The following is a 25,060-nucleotide window of genomic DNA, read 5'->3' as shown; positions in this document are numbered from 1 at the left end:
GAGGATTAATGAAGACTTCAATCCACAGTGTCAACATCATATTAAATCATTTTACATCATTTTACGTCGATTTCGATGAGATACTAAGTTAATCCCCGTAATTGAAGGGTTCATATATAAATTCATGATGTTTACTGATGGATACGACGGACTGACTGGCTGCTTGATAGGGAAAACGCACTTTTCATGCGTAACTGGTCTTGCATCTTTCGCAAATCGAAATACATCATTTCCCATCATTTTAATGAGGGGTCTGATTTGCGTTCCACGGTCAGCGATATTGCCAGAATAGCAGGCGTCTCAAGCGCTACGGTTGATCGCGTTCTAAACAATCGCGAAGGCGTGAAAGAGCGCACACGCGAAATCGTCCTCGAAGCTGCTCGCAATCTTGGCTATCTGCCCGGCAGCACTCCGCCGGACGCGCAGTTTGCCGACAGCATCAGACTCGATTTCGTTCTGCCGGCTGGCACGAACACCTTTATAGCCAATCTGCGTGACGAAATTGCCAGACAGGCCGCGCTACAACCTCAAGTCGAGTTGAGGCTTCACAGTGTCGAAGGCTTCAATCCAAACACGCTTGCGCGTGCGCTTGAAGGCCTCAAAGGACAGGCGCAAGGCGTTGGCGTAATTGCACTGGATCACCCGACGGTGCGCGAAGCCATGCGCTCGCTGGCCCAATCCGGCGCACATATCGTCACCATTGCGTCTGACATTCTGCATATACCGCGCGTCGGTTATATTGGCATCGATAACCGCGCCGCGGGGCGCCTCGGCGGTTATGTTCTCGGTCGTTTTCTTGGCCGCTCGGCAGAAGGCAAGATTGCGCTGTTTGCCGGTTCGCTTTCCTATCGTGGCCATGAAGAGCGTGAGATGGGCTTTCGCCGTGTTATCGCGGAGGAGTTTCCGCGTCTCAGTATCGTCGAACTAAACGAAATCGAAGACAGCCGCGAAAAGGCTTATTCAGAGACCATAGCTTTGCTTAAACGCCACCCCGGCCTTGCAGGTATCTATAATCTCGGTGCAGGCAATCAAGGTATCGGGCAGGCGTTGATGGATTCAGGCAAAACAGATTCCATTATTTTCATCGGGCATGAACTGACCGAAGGCACCAAACGACTTCTGTTGAATGGCACGATGGATGCCGTCATTGACCAGAATCCGCGCGTGGAAGCGCGCGAGTCATTGGCGATTTTGATAAGCAGTATCAAAGGTCAACCTTTCGATCATCATCCACCACGCGTCCAAGTGATATTTAAGGAAAACATTCCAGAATTTTAGAAATTTGTTATTCTTTACCTAAATATAAAAGAGAATTCACTTCAAAAATCTATACTATTTTGCTTCTATACCGAGAAATATAGCACTAAGCTCCACAATATATTATGAATATTCTTGGTTTTCAGGTGCGCAGGAAGCTGGAACAGAACGAACCCACGTTACTCAAAAAGTCTTGCACTGCACTGATTGCCAGTCAAGAACTGATCCCGATAATGATTGGCAACAACGGAAACCAGAAATTACCGTCCGTTCTCAATCAATCATATCTACAAATAAATCCCGTTTCTCCATACAGGAACAAAGACCGTGTCCAACCCAATACGGTTATTAAAAGGCTTCTCATTGATCAGCGAACGCGACGCTTTCACATTGTCATATTCCAAAACTTACTAACACGGGCAAGCGGACGTCATTCCGCCTCACGTTCTATTCAAATTTCTCAACCAATACGGATATTCCCTGAGCTGCTATATTCACGACTGAATAATATTATTCTGAAGACTGATCTGATCCACCGGCAGATTCGTAATTTGATGTGCCCCCAAATATGTGGGTGATCCGGTAAAAATCCGGGTTTAGGGAGGAGAATGAAATAATGCGTTTTTCGAAACAGGCACTCACCGTCGCAGCTATTTTTTCCGTGATCTCTACCGCGGCTTTTGCTGAAAATCCGAACGTCGGCGGAGCCGCAATGTATGACAACAAAACCATTGTCGACAATGCAATGAATTCCAAGGATCATACAACGCTCGTCGCTGCCGTTAAAGCTGCGGGTCTGGTAGATACGCTCAAAGGAAAAGGCCCCTTTACAGTTTTTGCGCCAACCAATGAAGCTTTCGCTGCCTTACCAGAAGGAACAGTCAATACTCTTTTGAAGCCCGAAAACAAAGAAAAGTTAACGAAGGTCCTCACCTGTCACGTTGTTGCCGCTGACGCCATGTCAAAGAATATCGCCAAAATGATAGCCGATGACAAAGGAACACACGACATCAAAACAGTGGGCGGCTGCCTTCTAAAGGCCAAAGAGGCGATGGGAAAGATTACGCTTACCGATGAAAACGGAACTGTTGCTCACGTAACAATAGCAGACGTAAAACAGTCAAACGGAGTAATACACGTTATTGATAAGGTGCTTTTACCCAAAATGTAACAGGTTTCAATGTGAATAAACGGCTCCGACCGGATAGCCTGTCAGGCCGGAGACACTAAAATGAGTCCGGTTACGCATGTTTTGAGGATGGCGATGAACATACAGGAGAATGCAATTTCTTTTGATGTGGGAGGTTTTCGACTAAACAGTATTCTTATCTCCTCGAAATCTTTAGCGGCGAAGAATACTGCGCTATTCATTCATGGGGCGAGTACAAGTCTTCTTGATTCTCTTTACACATTTCATAATAAGCGCTTTGACGATATTCAGATGCTTTTTGTAGATCGGCCCGGACATGGGCTATCCGAAGATGGACCCGTCGATAATGTTCGCCCCGACGCTCAGGCCGATGCGATAGCCAAACTCATGCAGTTACGCGGCATCGAAAGCGCAACGATTATCGGACACTCTTACGGTGGAGCGGTTGCCGCCGCATTGGCTGTTCGTCATCCCGAACGCGTAGCGGGTTTGATTTTCCTCTCACCAGCTGTCTATCCGTGGGTTGGCGGCATCTCATGGTATAACAATCTGGCAAAAGCTCCTATGATTGGAGCCTTGTTCAGTTTATTGGTTGCGCCAACAATTGGCCTATTAAGTCTAAGAGCAGCAATGAAATCGGTCTTCACGCCGAATAAATATCCACCCGGCTACACCTGCTGGACAAAGGCATGGCAAGCGTTGCGGCCCCGCGCTTTCCGACATAATGCGCGAGAACTCGGCGCATTATGTGACTGGGCTGAAACTACTTATGAACAATACAAACGGATCGCTGCACCAACTATCATTATCACGGGTGAAACCGATGATATTGTATCGCCTGATGTGCATGCCCGACAACTCGCCAAAGATATAGCACGATCAGAACTTTATGTGATTAAAGGCATGGGGCACAAATCTGACTATGTGGCACGCGACCTTGTGGCCTCAGCCATTAAGAAGCTTGCGGGGCGAGACATAGATTTGAGTTTTGTGGCCAGGCTAGTGGAGCGTCAGATTATCGATGAGGCAAAAAAAGAAAAAGGGCCGATTTGAAACCGGCCCCATTCCGGAAATTATGACGCTGGCAAAATAGCCACATCGCGCATATTGCTTTCCAGTTTCTCAACGGTGCCGATTTTGGTGGCAGCGCCAGTTTCAAGATTTACCGTGTAAACCGTGTTGTCTGCAACGAGATAGGCCGTGTTCTTGCCTTCCGCCATTCCATGAATATCGAACGCGTAAGTCTCCGGGCTCCCCTCGATTTCAAGATTGCCGATTGTTTTCAGCGTTCCGTCATTTGGCTTCGTTTGCTGCACAAGTGTTTTATTGCCAGCATCGATATTAAACATAGCGGTCTTTTCGGGCTTACCGATTGAGTTGGTGTAAGCAGCGGCGACAATTTTGCTTTCAGGGCCCTCACCTGCATCACCGTTTTCATATGCCAGCTTGCCGTCTACCGTGACTTCACCCGTATCCGGATGAACACGATGATTTGTCGTGCCAGTCATGAAACGCAACCGGTCTGCCATCGGGTTAAAATCAACAACGACAGCCTGCCCTTCTGATAGTGGCAACATCTTATTCATTTTCGCGATTTCTGTCGTCGCTCCACGATCGAGATTGATTGCGACGATCCGATGATCCCCGGTAACGCCGACAACAGTCTTATCGACAGGTCGAAAATCAATACCAACCAGATTTTCAACGCCATCAACTTCCATCGTCTTTGTGACTTTGCCGTCACCTGTGTCAAACATCACCAGCGTCTTGTCACCGACAAGGCCAAGCGCAGGTGCGGCTGTGCCATGAATAATCGAAACGCCAAGAATTGTGGATGTAGCCAGTGCCAGCTGAATAATACGCATCGTTTCTCTCCTTTGTTTCGTTGTTCGAAGCTGCCGTTCGTATCGTCGATTTCAGCGCCTCTGATTATCAGACACGTGGGACCACCGGTTTGGATGCAGTGGAGAAAAATAAAATTTCAACTGCATCTGTTTGCCTGTTTCCTGCGTATATGAATTAAGGCTAATCTGTCGAACGGATGAGGAGATGTGTGAAATGGGCGGGCAACCGGATGAACTGGCAAAGGCTATTGCTGCCTGCGTGCGGCGTGATCGGTCAGGACTCCGTGCTATCTATGATCAGGAATCGGGACGATTGCTGGCTGTTGCGCACCGCATTCTTCGTCGCCGCGAACTGGCGGAAGAAGTTTTGCAGGAAGCGCTCATTCGAATATGGACCCACTCACACCAATATGCGCCCGATCAAGGCTCTGCTAAGGGGTGGATTTATGCAATTGTTCGTAACCGTGCTTTGAATGCATTGCGCGACGGCAAACGTGAGCAGACAGTGGATGATGTCGACGCTTTAAGCGAAGCCGAACATTCAAAAGAAATTTTGACAGCCTGGTATCAACTTGATCAAACGAGCCAGCTCAGGGATTGTCTTAACGCTCTCGATAAAGACAAGCGAGATGGCATTCTCATGGCCTATGTGGGAGGCTATACGCATGGTGAAATCGCTGGGCGATTACAAATACCTTTGGGTACCGCAAAATCCTGGGTAAGACGAGGTCTCAACGCATTGCGGGCATGTATGACATGATCAAATCATTCGATAATATTCCCGAGCTTGCTGACGAGTATGTGCTTGGCCTGCTTAACCCGGACGAAGCACTTCAGGTCGAAACCGAAATCAGCCGCAGTGACGAACTGAAGCACGCAGTTGCTAATAGTAGGGAGCGCTTTTTGGCACTCGATACATCCGTTACGCCGATGTGCGTCGATGAACGCGTCTGGGAAACTGTTCAAAATCAGCTTTCGGATAACCCGGCCCCGGCAATAATACCTGTCAAAAATGCCAACGATAACAAGCCTGGTGTTAATGGATGGCGACTAGCAGCACTCTCGGCATCAGCCGCATCGATATTTTTTGCCCTCGGTCTCGGATGGTCGCTTACACGAACCATTGAGCCGGTTGTGATCGCTGTTTTGCTGGATGATACTGGAGGCGTTCAAGCAATAGTTGAAGATTTCGGCAATGAAAGTGCCCGCGTTCGCCTGTTAAACAATGTCGAAATTCCATCGGGCAAAACCATTCAGGTTTGGACGCTTCCGTCAAAGGAGATGGGGCCTGTCTCAATGGGGTTGCTTGAAGGCGCGCATTCAGCTCAGTTGAAGGGGCCAGATTTGCCCTTGCCGCGTGGTGAGCAGCTTTATGAACTCACACTGGAGCCGGCGGGTGGTTCACCGACAGGACGCCCGACAGGACCAATTCTCTCAAAAGGCTATGCAAAAACTCCATTGTGACCTTAGAGCCTGACTCATAATGAATGTAACGATATCAGGCTCTTGCGATGCGCCGGGTGAGCAGGCGGATGTTTGCGATGTAGACCCAGGCTTCAGCAGACGCGACGGTTTTTCGAAATCTTTGGCCAATCTACGGCAACGTCCGAGCCATGCAAACGTTCGCTCGACAACCCATCGGCGTGGTAAGAGTTTGAAGCCCTCAGCGTGATCGGATCGTTTGACGATTTCCAGCGTAAATTTTCCGACCTTTTCCAACCTGTCTTTGAGCTTGGGTCCCGCGTATCCACCATCAGCAAAGATATGCCGTAACCACGGCCAGCGTTTGAGGATGGTTTTCAAGGGTTCTGTTGCAAAAATTCAAATTGAACGGATCATGGCTTAATTCTGGACACAGTTATGCAGCGAGTGTCCGTCGTCGAATGATTTGAGACTATTTGTGTTTTTGAAGATTGGAGTTTCCGGCTCGGTTTTGGGTTTGATTTAAGCGGCTTTGGCCTGGTGGTTCAAGCGGCGTTTTCTGATGGTGTCTCGTTTGATCCTTTCGCGTTCGAGCAGGATGGTCTGTGCGCGTCCGAAGTAGACGTCGGCGGGAGTGAGATTGTCGAGGCTCTCATGGTAACGGCGATGATTGTAATGCTCGACGAAGGCTGCAATCTGGGCTTCGAGGTCCTCCTTGAAGAAGTAGTTTTCAAGCAGGATGCGGTTCTTCAGCGTCTGGTGCCAGCGTTCGATTTTCCCTTGCGTCTGCGGGTGGCCGGGAGCGCCGTGAACCTGGTCGATCTTGTATTTCTCCAGCCATTCGCCGAGATCGGAGGCGACGTAACACGAACCGTTGTCCGACAGCAGACGCGGCCGGTGCTCAACCTTGACCTTGTCACAGCCTGAGGCGGCCAATGCAAGATCGAGTGTATCGGTGACGTCATCCACCTTCATGCTGGTGCACAGCTTCCAGGCGATGATGTAACGGGAATAATCGTCGAGGATGGTCGATAGGTAAAACCATCCCCAGCCGATGACCTTCAGGTAGGTGAAGTCGGTTTGCCACATCTCGTTCGGCCTCGTGGTCTTGTCCTTGAACTCGTCATTGGCCTTGATGACAATATAGGCTGGCGACGTGACCAGGTCGTGAGCCTTGAGTAAGCGATAGACCGAAGCCTCTGATACAAAATAACTTTCCGTATCAGTGAACTTCACCGCCAGTTCACGCGGTGACAGGTCGGCATGATCGAGCGCCAGTGCGATGATGCGATCCCGGATATCGTCAGGGATACGATTCCACACCCGCGAAGCTGCGGACGTCCGCTCTTCCAGTCCTTCGACACCGTGGGCAAGGAAGCGACTATACCATCGATAGAAGGTCGGCCTTGGAATGCCCAGCTTTTCCAGCGTCTGCCTGGCTGACAAATGCGACTGCTCCACAAGCCGGATGATCTCAAGCTTTTCGGTGGCGGGATATCTCATTCGTCGTCGCCCCCATCCCCGATCATGCTTTTTTTGAGCAGGCGGTTTTCCAGGGTGACGTCGGCTAATGCCTCCTTCAGGTCACGGCTTTCACGACGCAGCGCTTTTACTTCGTCGCTGGTGGCAGAACGGGCGGTGTCGCCTGCAAGGCGCTTCTTGCCAGCTTCAAGGAATTCCTTCGACCAGCTATAATACAGGCTCTCTGCAATCCCTTCGCGGCGGCAGATCGCAGCAATGCTGTCTTCCCCGCGCAGACCTTCCAGAACAATACGGATTTTATCCTCGGCCGAATAATGTTTACGCGTGGCACGACGGATATCTTTGATCGTCTTCTCCGCAGAAGACGTTTGGGGAACGGGTTTCTGTCTCATCTTTGCGTCCTTTGATAAAGCTATGATGAGCCGAAAACCCTCTCTTCTCAATTAATACAATTTGGTCTCATGGGCGTTGATGTCGGACAGGATCATCCGCTATGGATGTCGATCTATCAGTGTTGAATTCTTGGATAGAAACTAACCTCGGCGACGGTGCGATAGCTTTGGGAAATACAGCGACTATCGCAAGCGGTGTAGGTTCCATAGCAATAGGGCAGAGTGCTGAAGCAGTAGGTGGGCGCACTATTGCTATCGGATATGATGCAGCAGCAAATGGAATGGAAAGTGTAGCTTTAGGGTCACTCGCTAATGCAAATGGTATGGGTGTAACCGCAGTGGGCCACGGTGCCGGTAATGATGCGGCGGGTGATGCCGGTGTTTATATTGGACTGACTGCCGGGAAAAATTCCAACGGTAAATCAAATTCTTATGTAGGAGATTCAACCGGCTTTTACTCGATTGGCAGTTACAATGCTTCAATTGGTGCGGGTGCAGGGGCACAAACCAGTGGCAGTCAAAACACGAATTCAGGTTTCTACGCTGGGTCGTTGAGTATAGGAGACCGCAATGTTTCATCGGGCGCGATGGCGGGTTTTGGCATCGTCGGAGATAACAATGTTTCCCTCGGCGCTGGCGCAGCAACTGGCTACACGATCGATCCAGTAACTCGGATCGTTCTTGATCGAAATGGTGATTTAATAAATGACATTTCAAGTTTACAAATCGAACTTAGCAATATCGTTGCAATCGGGACAAAAACCTATGTTACGACAAACGGGGCTGTCGCACTGGGTGAACATGCGGAAGTGACAGCTGAGAACAGCGTAGCCATCGGTTCTCACAGTCGCGCAGACGGGAGCGGATTATCTGGTTCAGCATTCAGTTCGACAGGGAATATTGACGATATTAAAGGAGTCACTCCCGTAGGAGAAGTATCCATTGGTTCAACCGGTAAGGGACGTCGTCTGACCAACGTAGCAGCTGGATCAGCAGATACTGATGCTGTTAATATTTCACAACTCAAAGCACTTGATGATCGAACGGTGAAATACGACGGCGGTGTTGGCGCGGTAAGGACCGGGTCACGCTTGCCGGTGCAACTTCTACAAATGGCGGTCTGACTGATGGTACTATAATTGCGAATTTGGCACGGGGATCAATAAGCTCTCTCTCTACAGATGCTGTTAACGGAGCACAATTGTGGGGTATCGCCTCCAATATCGCACTTCATCTCGGTGGCTCCGCGTACGGGATAACAGTTAATAGTGATGGGACCTTAACGGCCCCATCTTATGTTATCTCAACTATCGGAGGATCCGGCGATGTTAGCAGTATTACGCATAATAACGTTGGCGATGCACTAAACGGGTTGAGCCAGAGTCTTATTAATGTGAACTCGAGATTTGATAGCGTGGGAAGTAATGGAAGCATTAAGTATTTTCACACGAATTCCTCAGCATCGGATAGCCAGGCGCTTGGTAATCAGAGTGTGGCGGTTGGCCCGCAAGCTATATCAGCAGCCGACAAAAGCATTGCAATTGGAGATGGTGCGGAAACGTCACTTGGTGCTAATAGCGCCATCGCTTTGGGTGAAAGCGCTAAAGCAAATCATGCAAATAGCGTGGCATTGGGCTCTCATTCAAAGACACAGGAAGTCGCTGCAACAGCGGGGGTTACGATCAAGGGAAAGGACTATGCATTTGCTGGTGAAAGCCCTGTCGGCACCGTCAGCATTGGCGACAAAGATGCTGAACGAACAATTACAAATGTAGCAGCGGGTCGTATTTCGTCATCTTCAACTGATGCTATAAACGGATCGCAACTCAACGCAACCAATATGGCTATCGAGAATTTAAACAGTGAAATTTCTCAAGTTTCCGATGGGGCAGTGAAGTATGTTAAAAAGCAAGATGGCAGTCTTGGTAACTCTGTAACTCTAATTGGAGGCGATCCGAATGCGCCTGTACTTATTTCGAATGTGGCAACTGGAGTTTCCAAGAATGATGCAGTCAACGTGGGGCAGTTGCAGGCAAGTGTGCGAAACACGCTAAGCGAGTCAAAGTCTTATACCGACAATCAAGTTATTTACGCGATAGATACGTCCAAGAGAAGTGGCTCGGGAAATCTGTACAGCTAGGATAGGTGGAATTTCTGCCTGAGTTCGGCTTAGATGCCAGGAACAGGAGATAGCATGACGAGACGACCACGCCGAAACCATAGCCCAGCCTTCAAGGCAAAAGTTGCGCTCGCTGCGATCAGAGGCGAGCAGACGCTAGTGGAATTATCCCAGCAGTTTGACGTGCATGCGAACCAGATAAAGCAATGGAAAGATCAGCTTCTTGAGGGTGCTATAGGTGTTTTTGGCGACGAGACCAAGGCGGAACCAGCAGAGCCAACCGTTGACGTTAAAACGCTGCATGCCAAGATTGGGGAGCTTACGCTAGAAAATGATTTTTTAGCAGGAGCGCTCGGCAAGGCGGGATTGCTGGGCGGAAAGAAATGATCGACCGCGCTCACAAGCTCTCGGTCGCACGACAGGCAAAGCTCCTCGGGTTCAGCCGTAGCAGTGTCTACTATTCACCGCGCCCTGTATCGGATGGCGATCTGGCACTGATGCGTCGGATCGATGAATTGCATTTGGAATATCCATTCGCGGGAAGTCGGATGTTGCAGGGGCTTTTGAAAGGAGAAGGGCTTGAGGTTGGGCGGCTGCATGTCTCAACACTGATGAAGAAGATGAGCATCGAGGCGATTTACCGTCGCCCAAACACCTCGAAGCCAACGCCTGGGCATAAAATCTATCCCTATCTCCTGCGCAAGCTAGCGGTCACCAGACCCAATCAGGTGTGGGCAATGGATCTGACGTATATTCCGATGGCGCGAGGCTTTGTCTATCTCTGCGCCGTCGTCGACTGGTTCAGCCGCAAGGTTCTGTCGTGGCGACTGTCGATCACGATGGAGGCGGACTTCTGCATCGAAGCGGTTGAGGAAGCTCTGGTCCGCTATGGAAAGCCTGACATCTTCAATACGGACCAGGGATCACAGTTCACGTCCATCGACTTCACTAATGTGCTGAAAAAGGCAGAGATTGCCATCTCAATGGATGGAAAGGGCGCATGGCGGGACAATGTCTTCGTCGAAAGGCTCTGGCGGTCAATCAAATACGAAGAGGTTTATCTTCACGCCTACAAGACCGTGTCCGAGGCCCGCAATGCCATCGGCAGATATCTAAATTTCTACAATAGCCGACGCCCACATTCATCGCTTGACCGGCAGACACCGGATCAGGTCTACTTCAACGCGCTGACACCAATGATGGTGGCGGCATAAGCGAGGCGGAAATCCACTTAACAAAACGCCCGAAACTGTTTAGACAAACCGAGCCACTTCTAAGAATTATACAGATCAGAGATCTGTTACTACTCTAAACGAAGCTAATAACTATACAGACTTCAAGTTCGGTCAACTCAACCAGGATATTGGTGACGTTCGGTCTGAAGCGAGACAAGCAGCAGCAATTGGGTTGGCGGCAGCATCCTTGCGGTATGATGATCGTCCAGGAAAGGCAAGCGTTGCCTTCGGTGGTGGCCTTTGGCGGAATGAGGGAGCAATTTCAATGGGTGCTGGATACACAAGTGAAGATAGTCGAGTTAGAAGTAATGTGTCTGCAACTACTTCGGGTGGAAATTGGGGTGTTGAGGCTGGGATCAGCTTTACAATAAACTGATCAAATGTTGAAATTGCTAAAATCGCATAAGCTGATTGTAGGAGTTATTTATTTCTTATCCGTCAATCAGCTCTTTGGGGCGCAAACAGTTGGAATTTCGTCGCACGGCAAATACAGAATAAAACCTTCCGAGGTGATCGTTCCCAATGATGTGCCGTTGGGAAAATACCGGCGCGTAATCCAGCCTTTCTCAAATTGGACATTAGTATGCGATGAAAACATAAATGCCAAGCAGAAGATATGCAATGTGACGCAGGTTATCGTTGATCAGAACGATGAGCTTGTCTTGAATATTTCACTCGCAGCCACAAAGGAGGGCGCACCGTTTTTCTTTGTGAGAACACCTTCAAGTATTGATAAAAATAAGGGTTTTTCAGTATTATTACCTAGTATCAATAAAATATATCGATTTGAAATTGATGGATGTAATGATATTGTTTGTGTTGGTAAATTTCCAGTTTTGAGTGTTATTAATAGACATATATTAAATAAATCTATTATAGATATTTCTTATTACATGGGAGAAAAGAATGAATTATCCGTTAGGGTAATGCTTGATGGTTTATCTTCTGCTCTAAATTCTCTAGGTCGTATACTCATAAATAGCCTAGCTATTTGAATGGATTAGTGATTCAAACACCTCGTAACATGAGGTATTGGAAGTCACGTCGTCGCTATGAACTGACAGAACGGGAATGGTCGATTATTGCACCGCTGTTGCCATGCAAACCGCGTGGCGTGCCCCGCGTTGACGATCGCATGGTGCTCAATGGTATTCTATGGCGGTTTCGCACCGGGTCATCATGGTCCGAAATCCCTGAGCGCTATGGTGTTGCAACGACTTGCTACAACCGGTTCGTTCGTTGGCGACGTGCTGGTATCTGGGATCGATTGCTGGAGGCGGTCTCTCAGGCCTATGACGGTGATATCGTTATGATCGACAGCACCTGTGTTCGTGTCCACCAGCACGGAGCAACAGGAAAAAAGGGGATGCCGACGATGGTTGCATGGGACGTTCCCGCGGCGGCCTCACAAGCAAAATCCACGCAATTGTTGATGCAGAAGGCCGTCCGATCAATCTTTGCCTGACGGGTGGTCAGGTTGCTGACTGCTCACAGGCTGAAGGTCTCATGGTGTGCGTTAAAGAAGGCGGCACGCTGCTTGCGGACAAGGCTTACGATACCGACGCCATCCGCAAGACAGCAGCAGACCTCAAAATCTGGGCCAATATCCCTCCCAAATCCAGCCGTAAAGACGTCTTCGCGTTCTCACCATGGGTCTATCGCCAGAGAAACCTGGTCGAACGCTTCTTTAACCGCATCAAGCACTATCGTGGTATTGCCACACGTTATGACAAGAACCCGGCCAATTTCCTGGCTGCTGTCAAACTCATCGCTATCCGCATCTGGTGCATCACTTTATGAGTCTACGTCGTAGATTAGTTATGTTTATAATAAATTGATCAGGCTGTGATTGTAAGCGCTGGGCTTGGAGCTTCCGTAATGACCCGATTGTTACTGAGGGAAATTTATGGGTTCTGTTGCAAACTTTTCGTCAATTGATGAGGTGATAGTATCTCAGCTTTTAATCAGCTGAGTATTTTAGATTTTCAAGGGTCGCCATTTCGATAAGTCAGTCATTCTACTCTGTGTTCGATGGTATCTGGCTTACAATTTGAGCCTGCGTGACTTGAAGGAAATGATGGCTGAGCGTGGCATCGATCTGGATCATTCCACGGTGCATCGCTGGGTCATCTGTTTCAGTCCAAAACTGCTTGAACGGTTCAATCGAAAGAAGCGTCAGGTCACACGTAAATGGAACCTTGATGAGACATATATCAAGGTCAAAGGCGCGTGGCTGTATCTGTATCGCGCCATCGACAGCAACGGGGATACGGTTGAGTTCTACTTCAGCAAAGATCGTGATTTAACTGCTGCCAAGCGCTTTCTGCGTAAGGCTCTGGCCCGCCACGGCAGGCCGGAGCGAATTACCATCGATGGAAGCGAGACCAACAGAATAGCTATATTGCAATCTGATACAGAGAACCGGCTCAGACAAAATGGCAAACCCATTGCCATTCGCTCCAGCAAATATATGAACAATAACATTGAGCAAGATCACCGTCGTATCAAACGACGCACACGCTCAATGCTCGGTTTCAAATCTGAAACCGCAGCCAGCATCACGCTCTATAGCATTGAACTCATCCACATGATGCGCAAACAACAAGGCATCTTTTCAGCTGCAGATGCACTCTCAATCAAACAACAGTTCGAAGCACTCGCTGCATAACTGTGTCCAGAATTAAGCCATGATCCGTTCAATTTGAATTTTTGCAACAGAACCTGTTTATCCGACTAATTATAGAAATGTTATCGAAGAAGCGTTTGGTACATTCAACGTACAATATTCGCCATTACGTCGTCTCGCGAAAACCCACGTATTGGGCAGATTGCGAAGAATGACTTCGATTTCTGGCCTTTCCATGAGGTTAAACGCTGTGGCCCAGGCATCGGCTCGGGCTGCATCGTCGCTTACCACTGTTAAATACTGATATAGTGAGGCTGAATACCCGGTTTTTGGATTGAGCAGATGGTTGAACTTTCCACTATTTTCAAACTGGAAGCCAGAAAAGCTCGATGTCGCAAGCCCCTGGTCTGCAATACTAATCGAGGCTTCAGCCTTGGATCCTACCTCCAGTTGAGATATAGTAATCTGCCATGGCTTCCCGTCAGGTTGATGACCGATCACGCGATATTCACCCATATCGATCAACGCATGTTTAACACCACCGGCTTTGAGCAAAGCTGTAATCCTATCGGTGATATAACCCTGCGCAATTCCGTTTAATGTCAAAGCCATGGTTGGTTTTGTAAAGGCAATCCGGTTGTTGTCGAACCGGACATGGTCAAAACCAACTTTTGTCAACGCTTCATCCCAATCATCATGTGTTGGCCCGGCAGGATTGGGTTTTGGTTGCGAAAAATGTTTTCTCAAGCAATCCCAAAGCGGTTGGACTGTTGGATCAAAAAGACCTCCACTTTGTTGCCAGCATTCACGGCAAATCCCAAGTAACTCCACGAACTCCTGCGAGGGAGAAGCCAAAGCACCAGCGCGATTCAGGCGTGAGAGCTCACTGTCTTGTCGGTAGAGGCTGAAAATATCCTCAAGGCGTGCAGCCTCATTTACACTGCTGCGGATCAATCGTTCCGCCTTGTTGCGGTCCGAGTGATAGAGAATGATGTTGGCTGGTGCACCCAATGCCTGTCCTTGCCACGTCACAGGCTCCAAAGACATAGACCCTAGAGCTAAACGCGGCACAGCGTTAAGCGCTGTAACTGCGATCCCGCCAACAAGAACGAGGCGACGTGTCATAGTCACAGTTCGCTCCCTTCAGTGCATATGAGCTGTGTCAGTTGCTTCATTCTGGGCCGTCTGATCACCCAGCACATAAGCTTCCGGCATTTCAGCGAAGCTTACGATCCGTCCGCCTTTTTCTGCAACGAATTTGTCCGCAGCCTCCTGTGTGGAAAACGGAACCGCTTCCTGCGCACCCATTCCACCGACAGCCGTACTTTCAATGACGAAAAATGCCTTATGCGCATCGACCCAGTTTTCCGCGCCGGGTTCTTGCCAGTTGGGAGCTTTCGCCATGTCGGAAACGTAAATTGCACCAATGCCCTTGGGCTCCTCCGGTAACATGGTAAAGGCGATCGTATCGCGCGCGGACGAGAACCAGATCGGTTCATTTGCAGGAGAAAGAATGATCTGGCCCTTGGGACCGGGATGCTCAAGGACATTCATGTCACAATAGCGGCCCATCGCGGAATCTGTCAGCGCGAAAGGGGGAATAGTTTCCGTTGTTTTCTGTTCTGAACAACCAGCAAGAAACATGAAACAAGCAGCGGGAATGAGAAACAAAGACTTTTTCATAGTTCTTTCCTGGAGAAAATCAGCATGGAAAACGCGAGCGGCAGCACAGTCCAGAGACCCAGTGTCACAGTCATAATGACCGGTCCAAGCGTTGCATTTCCTGCCATGCCGCCCATGCCTGTCAGCGCACCGGCTTGTCCTGTTCCAAAGTTTAGCAGACGATAAGAGTCAGCCGGATTGATCAGAAGCAGCGTGTTTAGAATACCGGTCCCGATCATTTGCTCCTGATCGAACACCAGAAGTGCAAGCAAAGCGGCGTCATAAATGAGTATAAAGAAAAGCCAGACACCAATGGCAATACCGGCTGCGGTGCTGCGCTCGCGTACGAGTGCGCTAGCAAGAAAGCCAATGGCGATGAAAACGGCACCCAGCAGTATCGATGATGCTATCAGTGTTGCGAAGGCAAGCCAGCTTTCAGCACTCGCTGCCTGTCCACTGGCCAGTAACGCCAGAGCGGCAATGCCATAACCAAAGAATGTCGCGAAAGCGAGAATAGCAAGCTGCCCAAAGAACTTGCCCAGAACTACCTGCGCACGGCTCAAGGGATAGCTTAGTAAAAGGAGCATCGTTCCACGCTCCATCTCACCCACGATCGCATCATGTGAAATCAGCAATGCAATAAGCGGGATGAGAAAAATCGTCAGGCTGGACAGGCTGACAATCACAATGTCCATTTGGCTTGCGCCAACAGAACTGCCGGTGGGGGCGCTGCCAAGAAACGTCATGCTCAGTGCAAGAGCTGCAAGCAAAAGCGTGGTCGCCAATACCCAGCGATTGCGTAAGCCTTCCTGAATTTCCTTGAATGCGATGATGGCGATATTACTCATTCTGCCGCCTCCTTTGTTAATGCATCACCCACATTCAGAAAATGCGCATAAAGCTCATCAAGTGTGGGCGGCACCACATCAAGTTCAGTCAGATTGTCATTGTTTGCGATGATATGCCGGATAAGCTCCATCTTGCCATCACCGGGTGCTTCAGTTTCAAAAGCGCCGGTATCAAGCTGCTGCCATTGCAGATCGATTTGTTGGGATGTTTCCGGTAGTTTCAGTGCGTCTTCAGACTGCACCCGAATACGAAGAGGAAGTTGAGAGATCCGACGCAATGCTTCGATTGATCCATCGGCGATGATCTTTCCTTTATTGGCAATGATCACACGCCCAACCTTGCTTTCGAGTTCCGTCAGCGCATGTGATGACATCAGGATTGTGGTGCCTTCCTGTCGCAAATGTTCGAGAATATCGTAAAAACTCTGGCGTAATGCGGGGTCAAGTCCCGTGGTTGGTTCATCAAGCAGCAGCACGGATGGCTGGCCTAAAAGCGCCTGAGCCAGTCCCAACCGTTGACGCATTCCTTTGGAATAAGTGCCAACCCGCCGATGGGATGCATCGGCTAAACCCACGCGATCAAGTAATCCGGCAATCTGGCTTTTGGATACGTTTTTAAGCCGGGCATAAAATTTGAGGGTCTCTGCACCCGTCAGCGCCATATTGAAAGAAACATGTTCAGGGAGATAACCAAGCTTGAGCCTGGCAGCAAAAGCTCCTGCTGCCGGGTCTTCACCCAAAACGCGAATACTGCCTTTTGTTGGACGAATAAGACCAAGCATCAGTTTGATCATTGTCGTTTTGCCAGCGCCATTATGACCAACCAGCGCGATATTTTCTCCGGCATTAAGCTGAAAGCTGGCATCGCTTATCGCATTGAAAGCACCATAAGACTTGGTAACCTGATCGAGAACAACAGTCTCAGTCATTGTGATTTCCTTCCGCCGAGCCATTGGCTTCGATAAAGGGAGGTTTCATAAGAGGATGACTGTCCACGACACCACCCGGCAGAAGTGCTGGAAACTGGGTCTGTGCCCAGCGGATTGTCTGCACGGCAGGGCTGTTGATCAGAATTTTGGCTTGCGGTGAGGTCCACAACACCCGGTCGATCAAATCATTCGGGCGGTAGGGATTATCGGCTATGCCATCACTGTTAAGATCGAAGCCGGCATTGTCACTCCAGTAATTGCCACGCCCTTCATGTGACCAGTCGAGGTTACGTGTGCCGACATATTTGACCTGATTGCGGTTGTTGATGAAAGCATTGCCAGTCATGGTATTACCTTCAGAACCAGCGGTGAAGTGAATGCCTATGCTGCAATTTTCAAAACTGTTGTCGGTGAACTTGTTCTTGTTCGCATTATAAATAAAGACGCATTTTTCTGGCCCAAGGCGCATGGTTTCGCCTGCCGTCGCTGCTTGCTGCTTTTCGGTAGGAAGACCGTGTTCGCCTTTTTGCACACCCGCATCGAGCCAGCGATCAATGGGTTGCATGCGTCCAATCACCTGATTGCCAGAAACTACTGAACTATTGGCATAATTGAGCAGCAATCCGTGATCGCGATCACCGTCTGAGATGTTATTCATCACCTTGAGACGATTGGTGTACATGATCGCAAAGCCAACCGAATTATTTCGCGAAATATTGCCAATCACTTCACTGCGGTCGGTATACATGTAGTGAACAGCAAACCGCACGTTTTCCATGAGATTATTCTGAAAGACGTTATTTTTGCTGGCATTTGTATAAATACCATCACGGCCATAGCGAATAGTATTGCCGATGACCTTGGCTCCCGGCGCATTCCAGATCGAAATCCCGCTGCCGGTTTGTGTCATGCGCACATTGCGCCGACCGATAACCTCATTCTTTCGCGCGATGGAATCGACGGCGCCGTGCAAATATATTCCATATAGATTTTCAATTAGCCGGTTGTCTTCAACCAACGCACCCGTTGCGGTTCGGGCGACAAAAATGCCTGCATTGAGTTCAGGCATGTTTTCGCCTGAGCCGCGTATTTCAAGCCCGCGCACAATTGCATCAGGAGCTTCAACGAGAATGACATTGCCTGTTCCCAGCCCGTCTACAACAGCACCCGGTTCACCGGTAAGCTCTATTGCGCGGTCAATGACCAGCGAACCCTTGTGTGTGCCAGTGGCAAGCCGGACGACATCGCCCGGCTCGGCCTTCTCAATGGCCGCCTGTACATTTTCGCCTTCAGCAACATCGATTTGCTTCGCCAGTGCAGCGTTGCAAAAGAGCGTTGTCAGAACGATGGTAAAACTGAATGAGAGATACAGACGGGGGATTATCATTTCATTCAGCTCTTTTTCGGTTCCACGAGCATGCGACCCTTCATTTCCATATGCATGGCATGGCAGAACCAGGAACAGTAATACCACCACACACCCGCCTTATTGGCAGTGAAGGTAACGGATGCGGTCGCTTGCGGACCAACCTCCATATTGACGCCGTAATTGATGATCGCAAAGCCATGCGTCAGGTCTTCGATTTCATCAATATTTGTCACATAGACGGTCACTTCATCGCCTTGCTTGACCGTGAAATCAGTCAGACCAAAGGCTGGGGCGGCCGATGTCATGTAAACGCGAACCTTGTTTCCATCGCGAATGACTTCGGAATCCACCATCAGGTCGATGCCATCCGCTTCAGCCTGTTTCACCGCATCGGCAAACATCGGATCTTCGCGGCTCCAGAAGTTGACCGGGTTGATCTTGGAACGGTGAACGATTGTCGCGTCATGCGGTTCAGCAAAGCTTGGACCATCATGGACGATTTCCATTTTTTCGCCCGAAATATCAATCAGCTGATCGTTTTCAGGCTTGAGTGGGCCGACATTGAGATAGCGATCCTTTGAGAACTTATTGAGCGAAATCAGCCATTGGCCATCAGCATCCTTCGTTTGTCCCATCGATGTATGATTATGTCCGGGCTGGTATTGCACATCCAGTTTCTGACGGATTGGATCGACCTTTTCACCAGCAAAGGCACGCTTTGCATCTTCGATGTTCCACTTGCAAATCTGACTGTCGATGAAGAGCGTTGTGTAAGCATTACCCTTGCCATCATAAGCCGTATGCAACGGTCCAAGTCCGAGTTCCGGTTCTGCAACAACGGCATCGCGTGGCTGGATCTTGTCAGCAAAAAGGTCATCGAACTTTCTGACGTCAAAAACGGTCACAGTTGGCGACAGCTTGCCATTGGCAACAATATGAATGCCATCAGGAGCGGTATTGATACCATGAGGGCTATTCGGAACAGGAATATAACGCGTGAAAGGCGAACCGTGGCGACCATCGACGACGGGCACACCGTTCATCTCCTTAAACTCGCCCTTTGCGACGGCTTCTTCAATGCGCTTGAGGTCAAAGACAACAAGCCAGTCCTGCTCGCTGCTCATCATTTCAGCAAGTGTGACGCCTTCTTCTGAATTATAGCAGGTCGCAAATGCGTATTTGCCCTGATAGTCGCAATCCACATTGTCGAGGTTGCCATCGACCATCACCTGCCATGCAACCTTCATTGTATCGCCATCGACGGCCGTGAAAATCGCATGATACTGCTTTGTATCTGTGAGATTGCTACCATCATTTGGAATTGGCACGCGGTCTTCACCGTTACAGAAGACGTAGCCTGTGCGCGGATATTTCTGCACGCGCAAACCATGAACCGTATGCTGGTTAGGAAGCTGGATGATCTTGTCGCATTTCATGACATCCAGACGAATGCGGCAAACGCGCGTGTTGGCCTTATCATTGGCAAAGAGATAACGACCATCATATGTGCCATCGGTGAATGACAAATGCGGATGGTGAAGATCCCCGTTCAGGAAAATACCGCCGCGATCTTTCATGAATTCGCGGTCTTCCGGCAACATGCCTTCACGGAGAATCTTCAGACTTTCATTGGTCTGTCCCCAGCCTGTCGCGCTGTCGCGATTGAAGACGGGAATACGCATCAATTCGCGCATCGAAGGCAATCCGACAATGCGCACTTCCCCTGTCTGTCCGCTGGAGAAGAAAACATAATATTCGTCGAGTTCGCCCGGCAAAACGGTAGCCTTGGCAGCATGACCGTTGCCGGCGGCAAGTGCGGGTGTGCTTGTTCCGGCAAGCAGCGCACCACTGATGCCAGTTGCACCGGCTGCTGCCACAAATGCTGATGTCCCCAGTAGTTGTCGTCTGCTAAACCTTGATTGTGTGTTTTCGTCGGTCATTTTTCTCTCCTTTAGAAACTAGTTCGGCGAACCGGTGCCAAGCTGGGCATCCAACGGTTTGCCTTTAACTGAGATGACGGGCTTGGCCGGTCCCCCGCCGCGTTCGGCAGTTGCTGCAAGAGGTGCATTGCGCGCGGCAAATTTTTCGCGTTTCACACGAACCTGAATCATGTGCGGGCAGCGTTGATCGTCGTGATAAAGTTCCTGACAATGCATGCAGTAAATGCATTCATTCACATTGATCTGGCCTTCAGGATGAATGGCTTCAACAGGGCATTCTTTAGCGCAACGCTGGCATGGCGAGCCGCAATCGGGCCAGCGTTTGAGCCATTCAAACATGCGGATACGGCCCGGAATGGCAAGCGCTGCGCCCAGTGGGCACATGTAGCGACAGTAGAAACGCTCGATGAAAACGCCTGCTGAAAGCAACGTCAGTGCATAGATCACAAACGGCCATTCGCGCGAGAATTTGAGAATAATAGAGGTTTTGAACGGCTCTACTTCAGCAAAGACTTCTGCAAGTGCCACCGAGTAAAGTGACAGTCCGAACAGCCCCAGAAATATGATGTACTTCACGGGCCACAGGCGCTCATGCAATCCCCATGGCAGTTTAACCTGAGGCACTTTCAGCCATTGCGCAAGGTTATTGCTCAGCTCCTGCAAGGCACCGAACGGGCAGAGCCAGCCACAAAACGGCCCGCGACCCCAGAATAGAAGTCCAGCAGCAACCGAAGCCCACAGAATAAAGATCAGTGGTGAGGTGAGGAAAAATTCCCAGTTAAAGCCGGTAATCAGCGAACTGGTAAAGGTCAGAACATTGACCACCGACAATTGCGCATTATTGTACAATCCGAGCCAGAGCAGAATAAAAAGCAGATAGCTGCGTCTGACCCAGACAAAAATGCGAGGACGCGCGACAAGACTATTCTGGAAGAAGAAGATTGCGACGAGTATGAAGATTGCGAGCCCCGCAATCACCACATTGACCCGGTTCATCTCCCACATTTTTACCCAAAGCGGGCTATTGTTGCCAAAAATATCGGATGCCGTCGCCTCTCCCACCGGCTGCGGTTGGCGCGGTGCCTCAGAAGCGGATACGGGCTGAACGGGTGCTGGAGCCGGCTTTGCGAGCAGATAGCGTTCCGGCAGGCTATAGCCCAAATCATAGCTGAGATTAGCCTTGTCACGCGCACCAAATCCGCGCTGAACGAGAAGCTGCAAATCCCATGGCTTTGTCACATCGAAGGCGAAACCCGCTGGCACACGTAAGAGCGCAATTTCGCGCAATTGCGGCGCGCCATCGGCTTCAATGTCACCAAGGCGCGTATGATTTTTGTCGCGGAAGCGAACGCCTTGTCCGTCCTGCAAAAGTTCTATGCGATCGAAAATTCCGCCGCGTACGTAGCCTGACCCCTTGAATGAATAGGCGCCGTCACCGGCAACCAGAATGGCCTGTTCACCGGGTTTAAGCTGTTTTTCCAGCCGTTCATAACCGTCTTTTCCGAGCAGGCTAATCCCGATGCCGGGCACGGAAACAGGAGCGGCATAAAGTTCGATAAAGTTATCGTCAGGGTTGGAAGTCTCTGCGTTGTTTGCAGCCTGTTCTTGATTAGCGTCGCGAAAGGCTTGGCTGACCTCGCCGACATTGAGTTTAAGGCTGCGAACCGATCCATCACCGATGAGCGTTTGCCAATCCTGCGGTGCGCGCAGTTCCATATTAACTGTTCGCGGCGCGTCAACGCTCTCGGCAAACACGGGCGTATTTCCCAGTCGCCCGCTGCGAATAAGACCCACTGCCGAGCGCACAATACTGTCACCCATCACAAGAACCGTGACGGTTGCACCACTGACGATCTCGACCTGTGGCGGTTTCGCCTTGCCTGCTGAAACCGAAGCCAGATCGCTGTTCACAAGGGAATTAAGTGCCGCGACAACTTTGGCTTCAGGAATACCAATCAGGACGATAGGCTCTTTGTGGTCCACCAGTTTGATACCACGAATGACACCTTTGGTATCTATTCCAACGAGGATGCGGATCGGCTTACCGGAATAACCGATCGAACTGGTGAAATCGGAATTGAGATAAACGTAGCCGAGCAGCTCGCCACCCTTCGTCACAGGGGCAATCGGTGGTTCACCAGCATGTTTGCCAACACTGTCTGCTCCGGGGAAGACCTGCGTGACTTCCAACGTCGGAAGATACTTTTGCAAGTCGGCGGAATATGAAGGAGATGCAAAAATACTGAGCGTAATCAGCGCAATCAAGACTGAACAAAGGTGATTAGAAAACACCTTGTGGGCCAAATGGCAAAAGCAACGGGATTGCCGGATCACATAATCGAAAGCTGTAGCGCCCGTAGTCAACATATTCATTTCAACCTAGCTGGCTGCCCTTAGGGGTAAGGCACCCGTTTATGTCGATGAATAGCGATCCGTGCGTCTTCTTCTTTGTTTCAGAACAACTAGAAAAAATCTTGGTTCGGTTGCAACGTTATATTGAACGAAAAACGGCTTAAATTTGGACGCGTTTACGCTGAAAATGCTTCAAAATCCTTGTTGATGGATCATGTTTTCTAGTCTGCAAAAAAGCCTCTTATTTATGATCCTATGGATGAGTTTGATGCTCGCGGAGGCAAAAGCTCCACCTAATCAGAAATGGCGTATCCGCTCGCGAAATTATCTGGGTTCCAGCTTTGCGCTAAAGAAGTGACTGCGCCGACTAGATCAATTGCGCGCGCTGCAATCTGATCGGCAATTTCCTCCACACTTTGAGGATGCAGATAAAAAGCCGGAACGGGGGGCATCACGATTGCCCCCATTTCTGTAACCGTACACATGTTGCGCAGGTGGACGAGATGCAGTGGTGCTTCGCGTGTCAACAAAACCAATCTGCGCCTTTCTTTCAAATGCACATCCGCAGCACGCGTCAGCAGACTGTCGCTGAAACCATGCGCAATCGATGCAAGGGTGCGCATTGAGCACGGCGCAACAATCATCCCCGCTGTCGGCACCGAGCCGCTTGCAATGGTAGCCCCTACATCTTCAACCGAATAGGTTTTGTCTGCGAGCCGATGAAGCATCGAATAGCCATTGGGGCCAAGCTCGTAGCGCAAGGTTCGCTCGGCGACTTCCGAGACAACAAGATGCGCTTCCACATCTTCTAGCTTTGCCAGCTTTTCGAGAATTTTAAGAGGGATAATAGAGCCTGATGCGCCGGAAACGCCGATAACAATCCGCTTCATTGGCGTGGCACTCCGCTAAGACCAAGTTCATCCCAGATCGCGTCGACGCGCGCAATTGTGCTGTCATTCATAGTCAGCACATCGCCCCATTCGCGATCTGTTTCCGGCCCAATCTTGTTGGTGGCATCAAGCCCCAGCTTGCCGCCCAGACCAGAGCGCGGTGACGCAAAATCGAGGTAGTCGACAGGCGTATTGTCAAGCGTGACGAGATCACGGCTTGCGTCAAAGCGTGTCGATAAAGCCCACAGCACATCATCCCAGTCGCGCACGTTAATGTCTCGATCAACTGCGATGATAAGCTTGGTATAGCTGAACTGCGGCAGCATCGACCAAAGACCCATCATCACCCGCCGCGCCTGTCCCGGATAGCGCTTGTCGATGGAAACCACCATGGCGCGATAGGAGCATGCGGCAGACGGTAGCCACAGATCAGAGATTTCAGGAAACTGCGCGCGAACAACCGGCACGAAAAGTTGGTTCATCACTTCGCCAAGCTTCGACGGTTCATCTGGCGGGCGCCCGGTATAGGTCGATAAATAAATGGGGCGTTTGTGCATGGTTATTGCGCTCAGTTGCATGACAGGGAATTCTTCGACACTATTATAATAGCCGGTATGATCGCCATAAGGTCCTTCAGGTGCCGTATATGACGCCGAGACATGGCCTTCGAGAATAATTTCTGCATTGGCAGGCACACTCAGCGGAACCGTGAGCGCATCAGTGATAACAGGTCTGCGGCGCGACAGGAGACCTGAAAAGGCCAGTTCACTCATGCCTTCCGGCAAAGGCATGACAGCAGCCAATATGCTGGCCGGATCGACACCGATTGCAACAGCAACAGGCATATCAAGCCCGCGCTGCTGCCACATGCGGTGATGTCGTGCTCCGCCACGATGCGCGAGCCAGCGCATGATCAGACGGCCTGGTCCTAATTTCTGCATGCGGTAAATGCCGACATTCACGTCTGACGGATCGTCGGGCGCACATGTAATCACCAGCGGCCACGTCACAAGCGGCGCAGGTTCACCCGGCCAGCACCACTGAATCGGCAGTTTGCCAAGATCGATTTCATCACCCAATAGAATCGTTTCATGAACGGGTGCACGGCTTATCCGGCGCGGACGCATGGCAAGCGCTGCACGCGCAATGGGAAGCTTGCTCCAGATTTCCTTCGCGGAGCGCGGTGGCTTGGGCGCACGCAATTCCGCAAGCATTTCGGCAAGTGCTGGAAGTTCCTCGACTTCCCGCCCCAGTCCCCACGCAATCCGTCGCTCAGCACCAAACAGATTGGCAAGCAGCGGGATTGTCCGAACATGACCATCAGCATCGACAGGCTTTTCAAACAGCAATGCCGGACCATCAGCGTGAAGCACACGCTTATGGATTTCCGTGACTTCGTGAACCAACGAAACCGGGCGCGTGATGCGCACAAGATCGCCGCGCTTTTCAAGCTCACGCATAAAGCTTTGCAAACAGGTATAGTTCGGCGGCAAAACAGAAGCATTTTTCATGCCTCATGTTTGAGTACCGAATTGTTTTCCCG

22 protein-coding genes and 2 pseudogenes are annotated in these 25,060 nt (G+C 50.2%); 12 read left to right on the top strand and 12 right to left on the bottom strand.

Translation table 11 applies throughout. The features are described 5' to 3' along the window. Nucleotides 1–258 precede the first annotated feature (258 nt). The 3 genes from RI570_RS18485 (at nt 259) to RI570_RS18475 (ending at nt 3,460) form a co-directional block, all read left to right on the top strand. On the top strand, nt 259–1,278 hold the full coding sequence (locus tag RI570_RS18485; protein WP_313830197.1) for a LacI family DNA-binding transcriptional regulator: 1,020 nt from the start codon (nt 259–261) through the stop codon (nt 1,276–1,278). Nucleotides 1,279–1,873: 595 nt separating this feature from the next. Then, on the top strand, nt 1,874–2,428 hold the full coding sequence (locus tag RI570_RS18480) for a fasciclin domain-containing protein (RefSeq protein ID WP_409558707.1): 555 nt from the start codon (nt 1,874–1,876) through the stop codon (nt 2,426–2,428). Between the two features lie 60 nt (nt 2,429–2,488). Further along, entirely contained in the window at nt 2,489–3,460 is a 972-nt protein-coding gene (locus tag RI570_RS18475; RefSeq protein WP_313830196.1) for an alpha/beta hydrolase, read from the top strand. Nucleotides 3,461–3,480: 20 nt separating this feature from the next. Here RI570_RS18475 and RI570_RS18470 read toward each other — a convergent pair whose 3' ends face one another. After that, a complete protein-coding gene (locus tag RI570_RS18470; protein ID WP_313830195.1) occupies nt 3,481–4,272 on the bottom strand; it encodes a DUF4394 domain-containing protein in 792 nt (263 codons plus the stop codon). 193 nt (nt 4,273–4,465) lie between these two features. Between RI570_RS18470 and RI570_RS18465 the strand changes: the two genes are divergently transcribed. Then, nucleotides 4,466–5,011, top strand: coding sequence for a sigma-70 family RNA polymerase sigma factor (locus RI570_RS18465; RefSeq protein ID WP_313830194.1), 546 nt, complete (start codon nt 4,466–4,468; stop codon nt 5,009–5,011). Further along, nucleotides 4,999–5,715 carry an anti-sigma factor domain-containing protein gene (locus RI570_RS18460; protein WP_313830193.1) on the top strand — a complete coding sequence of 239 codons (717 nt, stop codon included), beginning with the start codon at nt 4,999–5,001 and terminating at the stop codon, nt 5,713–5,715. Before RI570_RS18465 ends, RI570_RS18460 begins: the two co-directional genes overlap by 13 nt. Before the next feature lie 34 nt (nt 5,716–5,749). Here RI570_RS18460 and RI570_RS18455 read toward each other — a convergent pair. Then, a pseudogene (locus RI570_RS18455) lies at nt 5,750–6,066 on the bottom strand (transposase); the annotation flags it as partial. A 129-nt stretch (nt 6,067–6,195) separates the two neighbouring features. Continuing rightward, a protein-coding gene (locus tag RI570_RS18450) for an IS3 family transposase (RefSeq protein ID WP_313828854.1) occupies nt 6,196–7,547 on the bottom strand; the annotation gives its coding sequence in 2 pieces (ribosomal slippage) (nt 6,196–7,211 and nt 7,211–7,547; 1,353 coding nt in all). Between the two features lie 101 nt (nt 7,548–7,648). Here RI570_RS18450 and RI570_RS18445 point away from each other — a divergent pair. The 7 genes and pseudogenes from RI570_RS18445 (at nt 7,649) to RI570_RS18415 (ending at nt 13,569) form a co-directional block, all read left to right on the top strand. Beyond that, on the top strand, nt 7,649–8,671 hold the full coding sequence (locus tag RI570_RS18445; RefSeq protein WP_313830192.1) for a hypothetical protein: 1,023 nt from the start codon (nt 7,649–7,651) through the stop codon (nt 8,669–8,671). Between the two features lie 23 nt (nt 8,672–8,694). Beyond that, nucleotides 8,695–9,687 (top strand): hypothetical protein, encoded by a 993-nt coding sequence (locus RI570_RS18440; RefSeq protein WP_313830191.1) that lies wholly within the window; start codon nt 8,695–8,697, stop codon nt 9,685–9,687. A 54-nt stretch (nt 9,688–9,741) separates the two neighbouring features. Continuing rightward, nucleotides 9,742–10,880 (top strand): IS3 family transposase gene (locus tag RI570_RS18435; RefSeq protein WP_313828919.1). Its coding sequence is split into 2 segments (ribosomal slippage): nt 9,742–10,009 and nt 10,009–10,880, totalling 1,140 coding nucleotides; the frame shifts between segments, so codons are not numbered across the junction. A 61-nt stretch (nt 10,881–10,941) separates the two neighbouring features. Continuing rightward, nucleotides 10,942–11,277 (top strand): annotated as a pseudogene (locus RI570_RS18430) (YadA-like family protein); the annotation flags it as partial. 4 nt (nt 11,278–11,281) lie between these two features. Next, a complete protein-coding gene (locus RI570_RS18425) occupies nt 11,282–11,896 on the top strand; it encodes an invasion associated locus B family protein (protein ID WP_313830189.1) in 615 nt (204 codons plus the stop codon). Nucleotides 11,897–11,925: 29 nt separating this feature from the next. Then, nucleotides 11,926–12,701, top strand: a protein-coding gene (locus RI570_RS18420; protein ID WP_313830670.1) for an IS5 family transposase whose coding sequence is annotated in 2 segments (ribosomal slippage) — nt 11,926–12,259 and nt 12,259–12,701 — 777 coding nt in all. Because the reading frame shifts where the segments join, the coding sequence is not laid out codon by codon here. A 181-nt stretch (nt 12,702–12,882) separates the two neighbouring features. Further along, nucleotides 12,883–13,569, top strand: coding sequence for an IS6 family transposase (locus RI570_RS18415; protein ID WP_313830669.1), 687 nt, complete (start codon nt 12,883–12,885; stop codon nt 13,567–13,569). A gap of 69 nt (nt 13,570–13,638) precedes the next feature. On the opposite strand, the gene RI570_RS18410 is transcribed toward RI570_RS18415, so the two are convergent. From RI570_RS18410 to RI570_RS18370, 9 genes are all read right to left on the bottom strand, one after another. After that, entirely contained in the window at nt 13,639–14,658 is a 1,020-nt protein-coding gene (locus RI570_RS18410) for an FAD:protein FMN transferase (protein WP_313830187.1), read from the bottom strand. Between the two features lie 12 nt (nt 14,659–14,670). Beyond that, nucleotides 14,671–15,210, bottom strand: a complete 540-nt coding sequence (locus tag RI570_RS18405; RefSeq protein ID WP_313830186.1) for a nitrous oxide reductase accessory protein NosL — start codon at nt 15,208–15,210, stop codon at nt 14,671–14,673. Then, nucleotides 15,207–16,037, bottom strand: a complete 831-nt coding sequence (locus tag RI570_RS18400) for an ABC transporter permease subunit (protein WP_313830185.1) — start codon at nt 16,035–16,037, stop codon at nt 15,207–15,209. The genes RI570_RS18405 and RI570_RS18400 overlap by 4 nt, the downstream gene beginning before the upstream one ends. Further along, complete coding sequence (locus tag RI570_RS18395) at nt 16,034–16,990, bottom strand: ABC transporter ATP-binding protein (RefSeq protein WP_409558706.1); 957 nt, start codon at nt 16,988–16,990, stop codon at nt 16,034–16,036. The genes RI570_RS18400 and RI570_RS18395 overlap by 4 nt, the downstream gene beginning before the upstream one ends. Further along, nucleotides 16,959–18,353 (bottom strand): nitrous oxide reductase family maturation protein NosD, encoded by a 1,395-nt coding sequence (locus RI570_RS18390; protein ID WP_313830182.1) that lies wholly within the window; start codon nt 18,351–18,353, stop codon nt 16,959–16,961. Before RI570_RS18390 ends, RI570_RS18395 begins: the two co-directional genes overlap by 32 nt. 5 nt (nt 18,354–18,358) lie before the next feature. Then, on the bottom strand, nt 18,359–20,275 hold the full coding sequence (gene nosZ / locus RI570_RS18385) for a TAT-dependent nitrous-oxide reductase (protein WP_313830181.1): 1,917 nt from the start codon (nt 20,273–20,275) through the stop codon (nt 18,359–18,361). A gap of 18 nt (nt 20,276–20,293) precedes the next feature. Next, entirely contained in the window at nt 20,294–22,540 is a 2,247-nt protein-coding gene (locus RI570_RS18380; protein WP_313830668.1) for a regulatory protein NosR, read from the bottom strand. A gap of 380 nt (nt 22,541–22,920) precedes the next feature. Further along, nucleotides 22,921–23,517 carry a UbiX family flavin prenyltransferase gene (locus RI570_RS18375; RefSeq protein ID WP_313830180.1) on the bottom strand — a complete coding sequence of 199 codons (597 nt, stop codon included), beginning with the start codon at nt 23,515–23,517 and terminating at the stop codon, nt 22,921–22,923. After that, on the bottom strand, nt 23,514–25,028 hold the full coding sequence (locus RI570_RS18370) for a UbiD family decarboxylase (RefSeq protein WP_313830179.1): 1,515 nt from the start codon (nt 25,026–25,028) through the stop codon (nt 23,514–23,516). The genes RI570_RS18375 and RI570_RS18370 overlap by 4 nt, the downstream gene beginning before the upstream one ends. Nucleotides 25,029–25,060 lie beyond the last annotated feature (32 nt).

The sequence above is a fragment of the Brucella pseudogrignonensis genome, assembly GCF_032190615.1.
In the GTDB taxonomy this organism is placed as follows: Bacteria; Pseudomonadota; Alphaproteobacteria; order Rhizobiales; family Rhizobiaceae; genus Brucella; species Brucella pseudogrignonensis_B.
This window is presented reverse-complemented; position numbering and strand designations above follow the sequence as displayed.

Bases quoted from the DNA above. Each gene is read 5' to 3' on its own strand.
- RI570_RS18395 (WP_409558706.1), bottom strand. From the start codon at position 16,990: ATGGCTCGGCGGAAGGAAATCACAATGACTGAGACTGTTGTTCTCGAT.
- RI570_RS18470 (WP_313830195.1), bottom strand. From the start codon at position 4,272: ATGCGTATTATTCAGCTGGCACTGGCTACATCCACAATTCTTGGCGTT.
- RI570_RS18370 (WP_313830179.1), bottom strand. From the start codon at position 25,028: ATGAAAAATGCTTCTGTTTTGCCGCCGAACTATACCTGTTTGCAAAGC.
- RI570_RS18425 (WP_313830189.1), top strand. From the start codon at position 11,282: ATGTTGAAATTGCTAAAATCGCATAAGCTGATTGTAGGAGTTATTTAT.
- nosZ (WP_313830181.1), bottom strand. From the start codon at position 20,275: ATGACCGACGAAAACACACAATCAAGGTTTAGCAGACGACAACTACTG.
- RI570_RS18460 (WP_313830193.1), top strand. From the start codon at position 4,999: ATGTATGACATGATCAAATCATTCGATAATATTCCCGAGCTTGCTGAC.
- RI570_RS18475 (WP_313830196.1), top strand. From the start codon at position 2,489: ATGAGTCCGGTTACGCATGTTTTGAGGATGGCGATGAACATACAGGAG.
- RI570_RS18390 (WP_313830182.1), bottom strand. From the start codon at position 18,353: ATGATAATCCCCCGTCTGTATCTCTCATTCAGTTTTACCATCGTTCTG.
- RI570_RS18405 (WP_313830186.1), bottom strand. From the start codon at position 15,210: ATGAAAAAGTCTTTGTTTCTCATTCCCGCTGCTTGTTTCATGTTTCTT.
- RI570_RS18480 (WP_409558707.1), top strand. From the start codon at position 1,874: ATGCGTTTTTCGAAACAGGCACTCACCGTCGCAGCTATTTTTTCCGTG.
- RI570_RS18445 (WP_313830192.1), top strand. From the start codon at position 7,649: ATGGATGTCGATCTATCAGTGTTGAATTCTTGGATAGAAACTAACCTC.
- RI570_RS18465 (WP_313830194.1), top strand. From the start codon at position 4,466: ATGGGCGGGCAACCGGATGAACTGGCAAAGGCTATTGCTGCCTGCGTG.
- RI570_RS18375 (WP_313830180.1), bottom strand. From the start codon at position 23,517: ATGAAGCGGATTGTTATCGGCGTTTCCGGCGCATCAGGCTCTATTATC.
- RI570_RS18400 (WP_313830185.1), bottom strand. From the start codon at position 16,037: ATGAGTAATATCGCCATCATCGCATTCAAGGAAATTCAGGAAGGCTTA.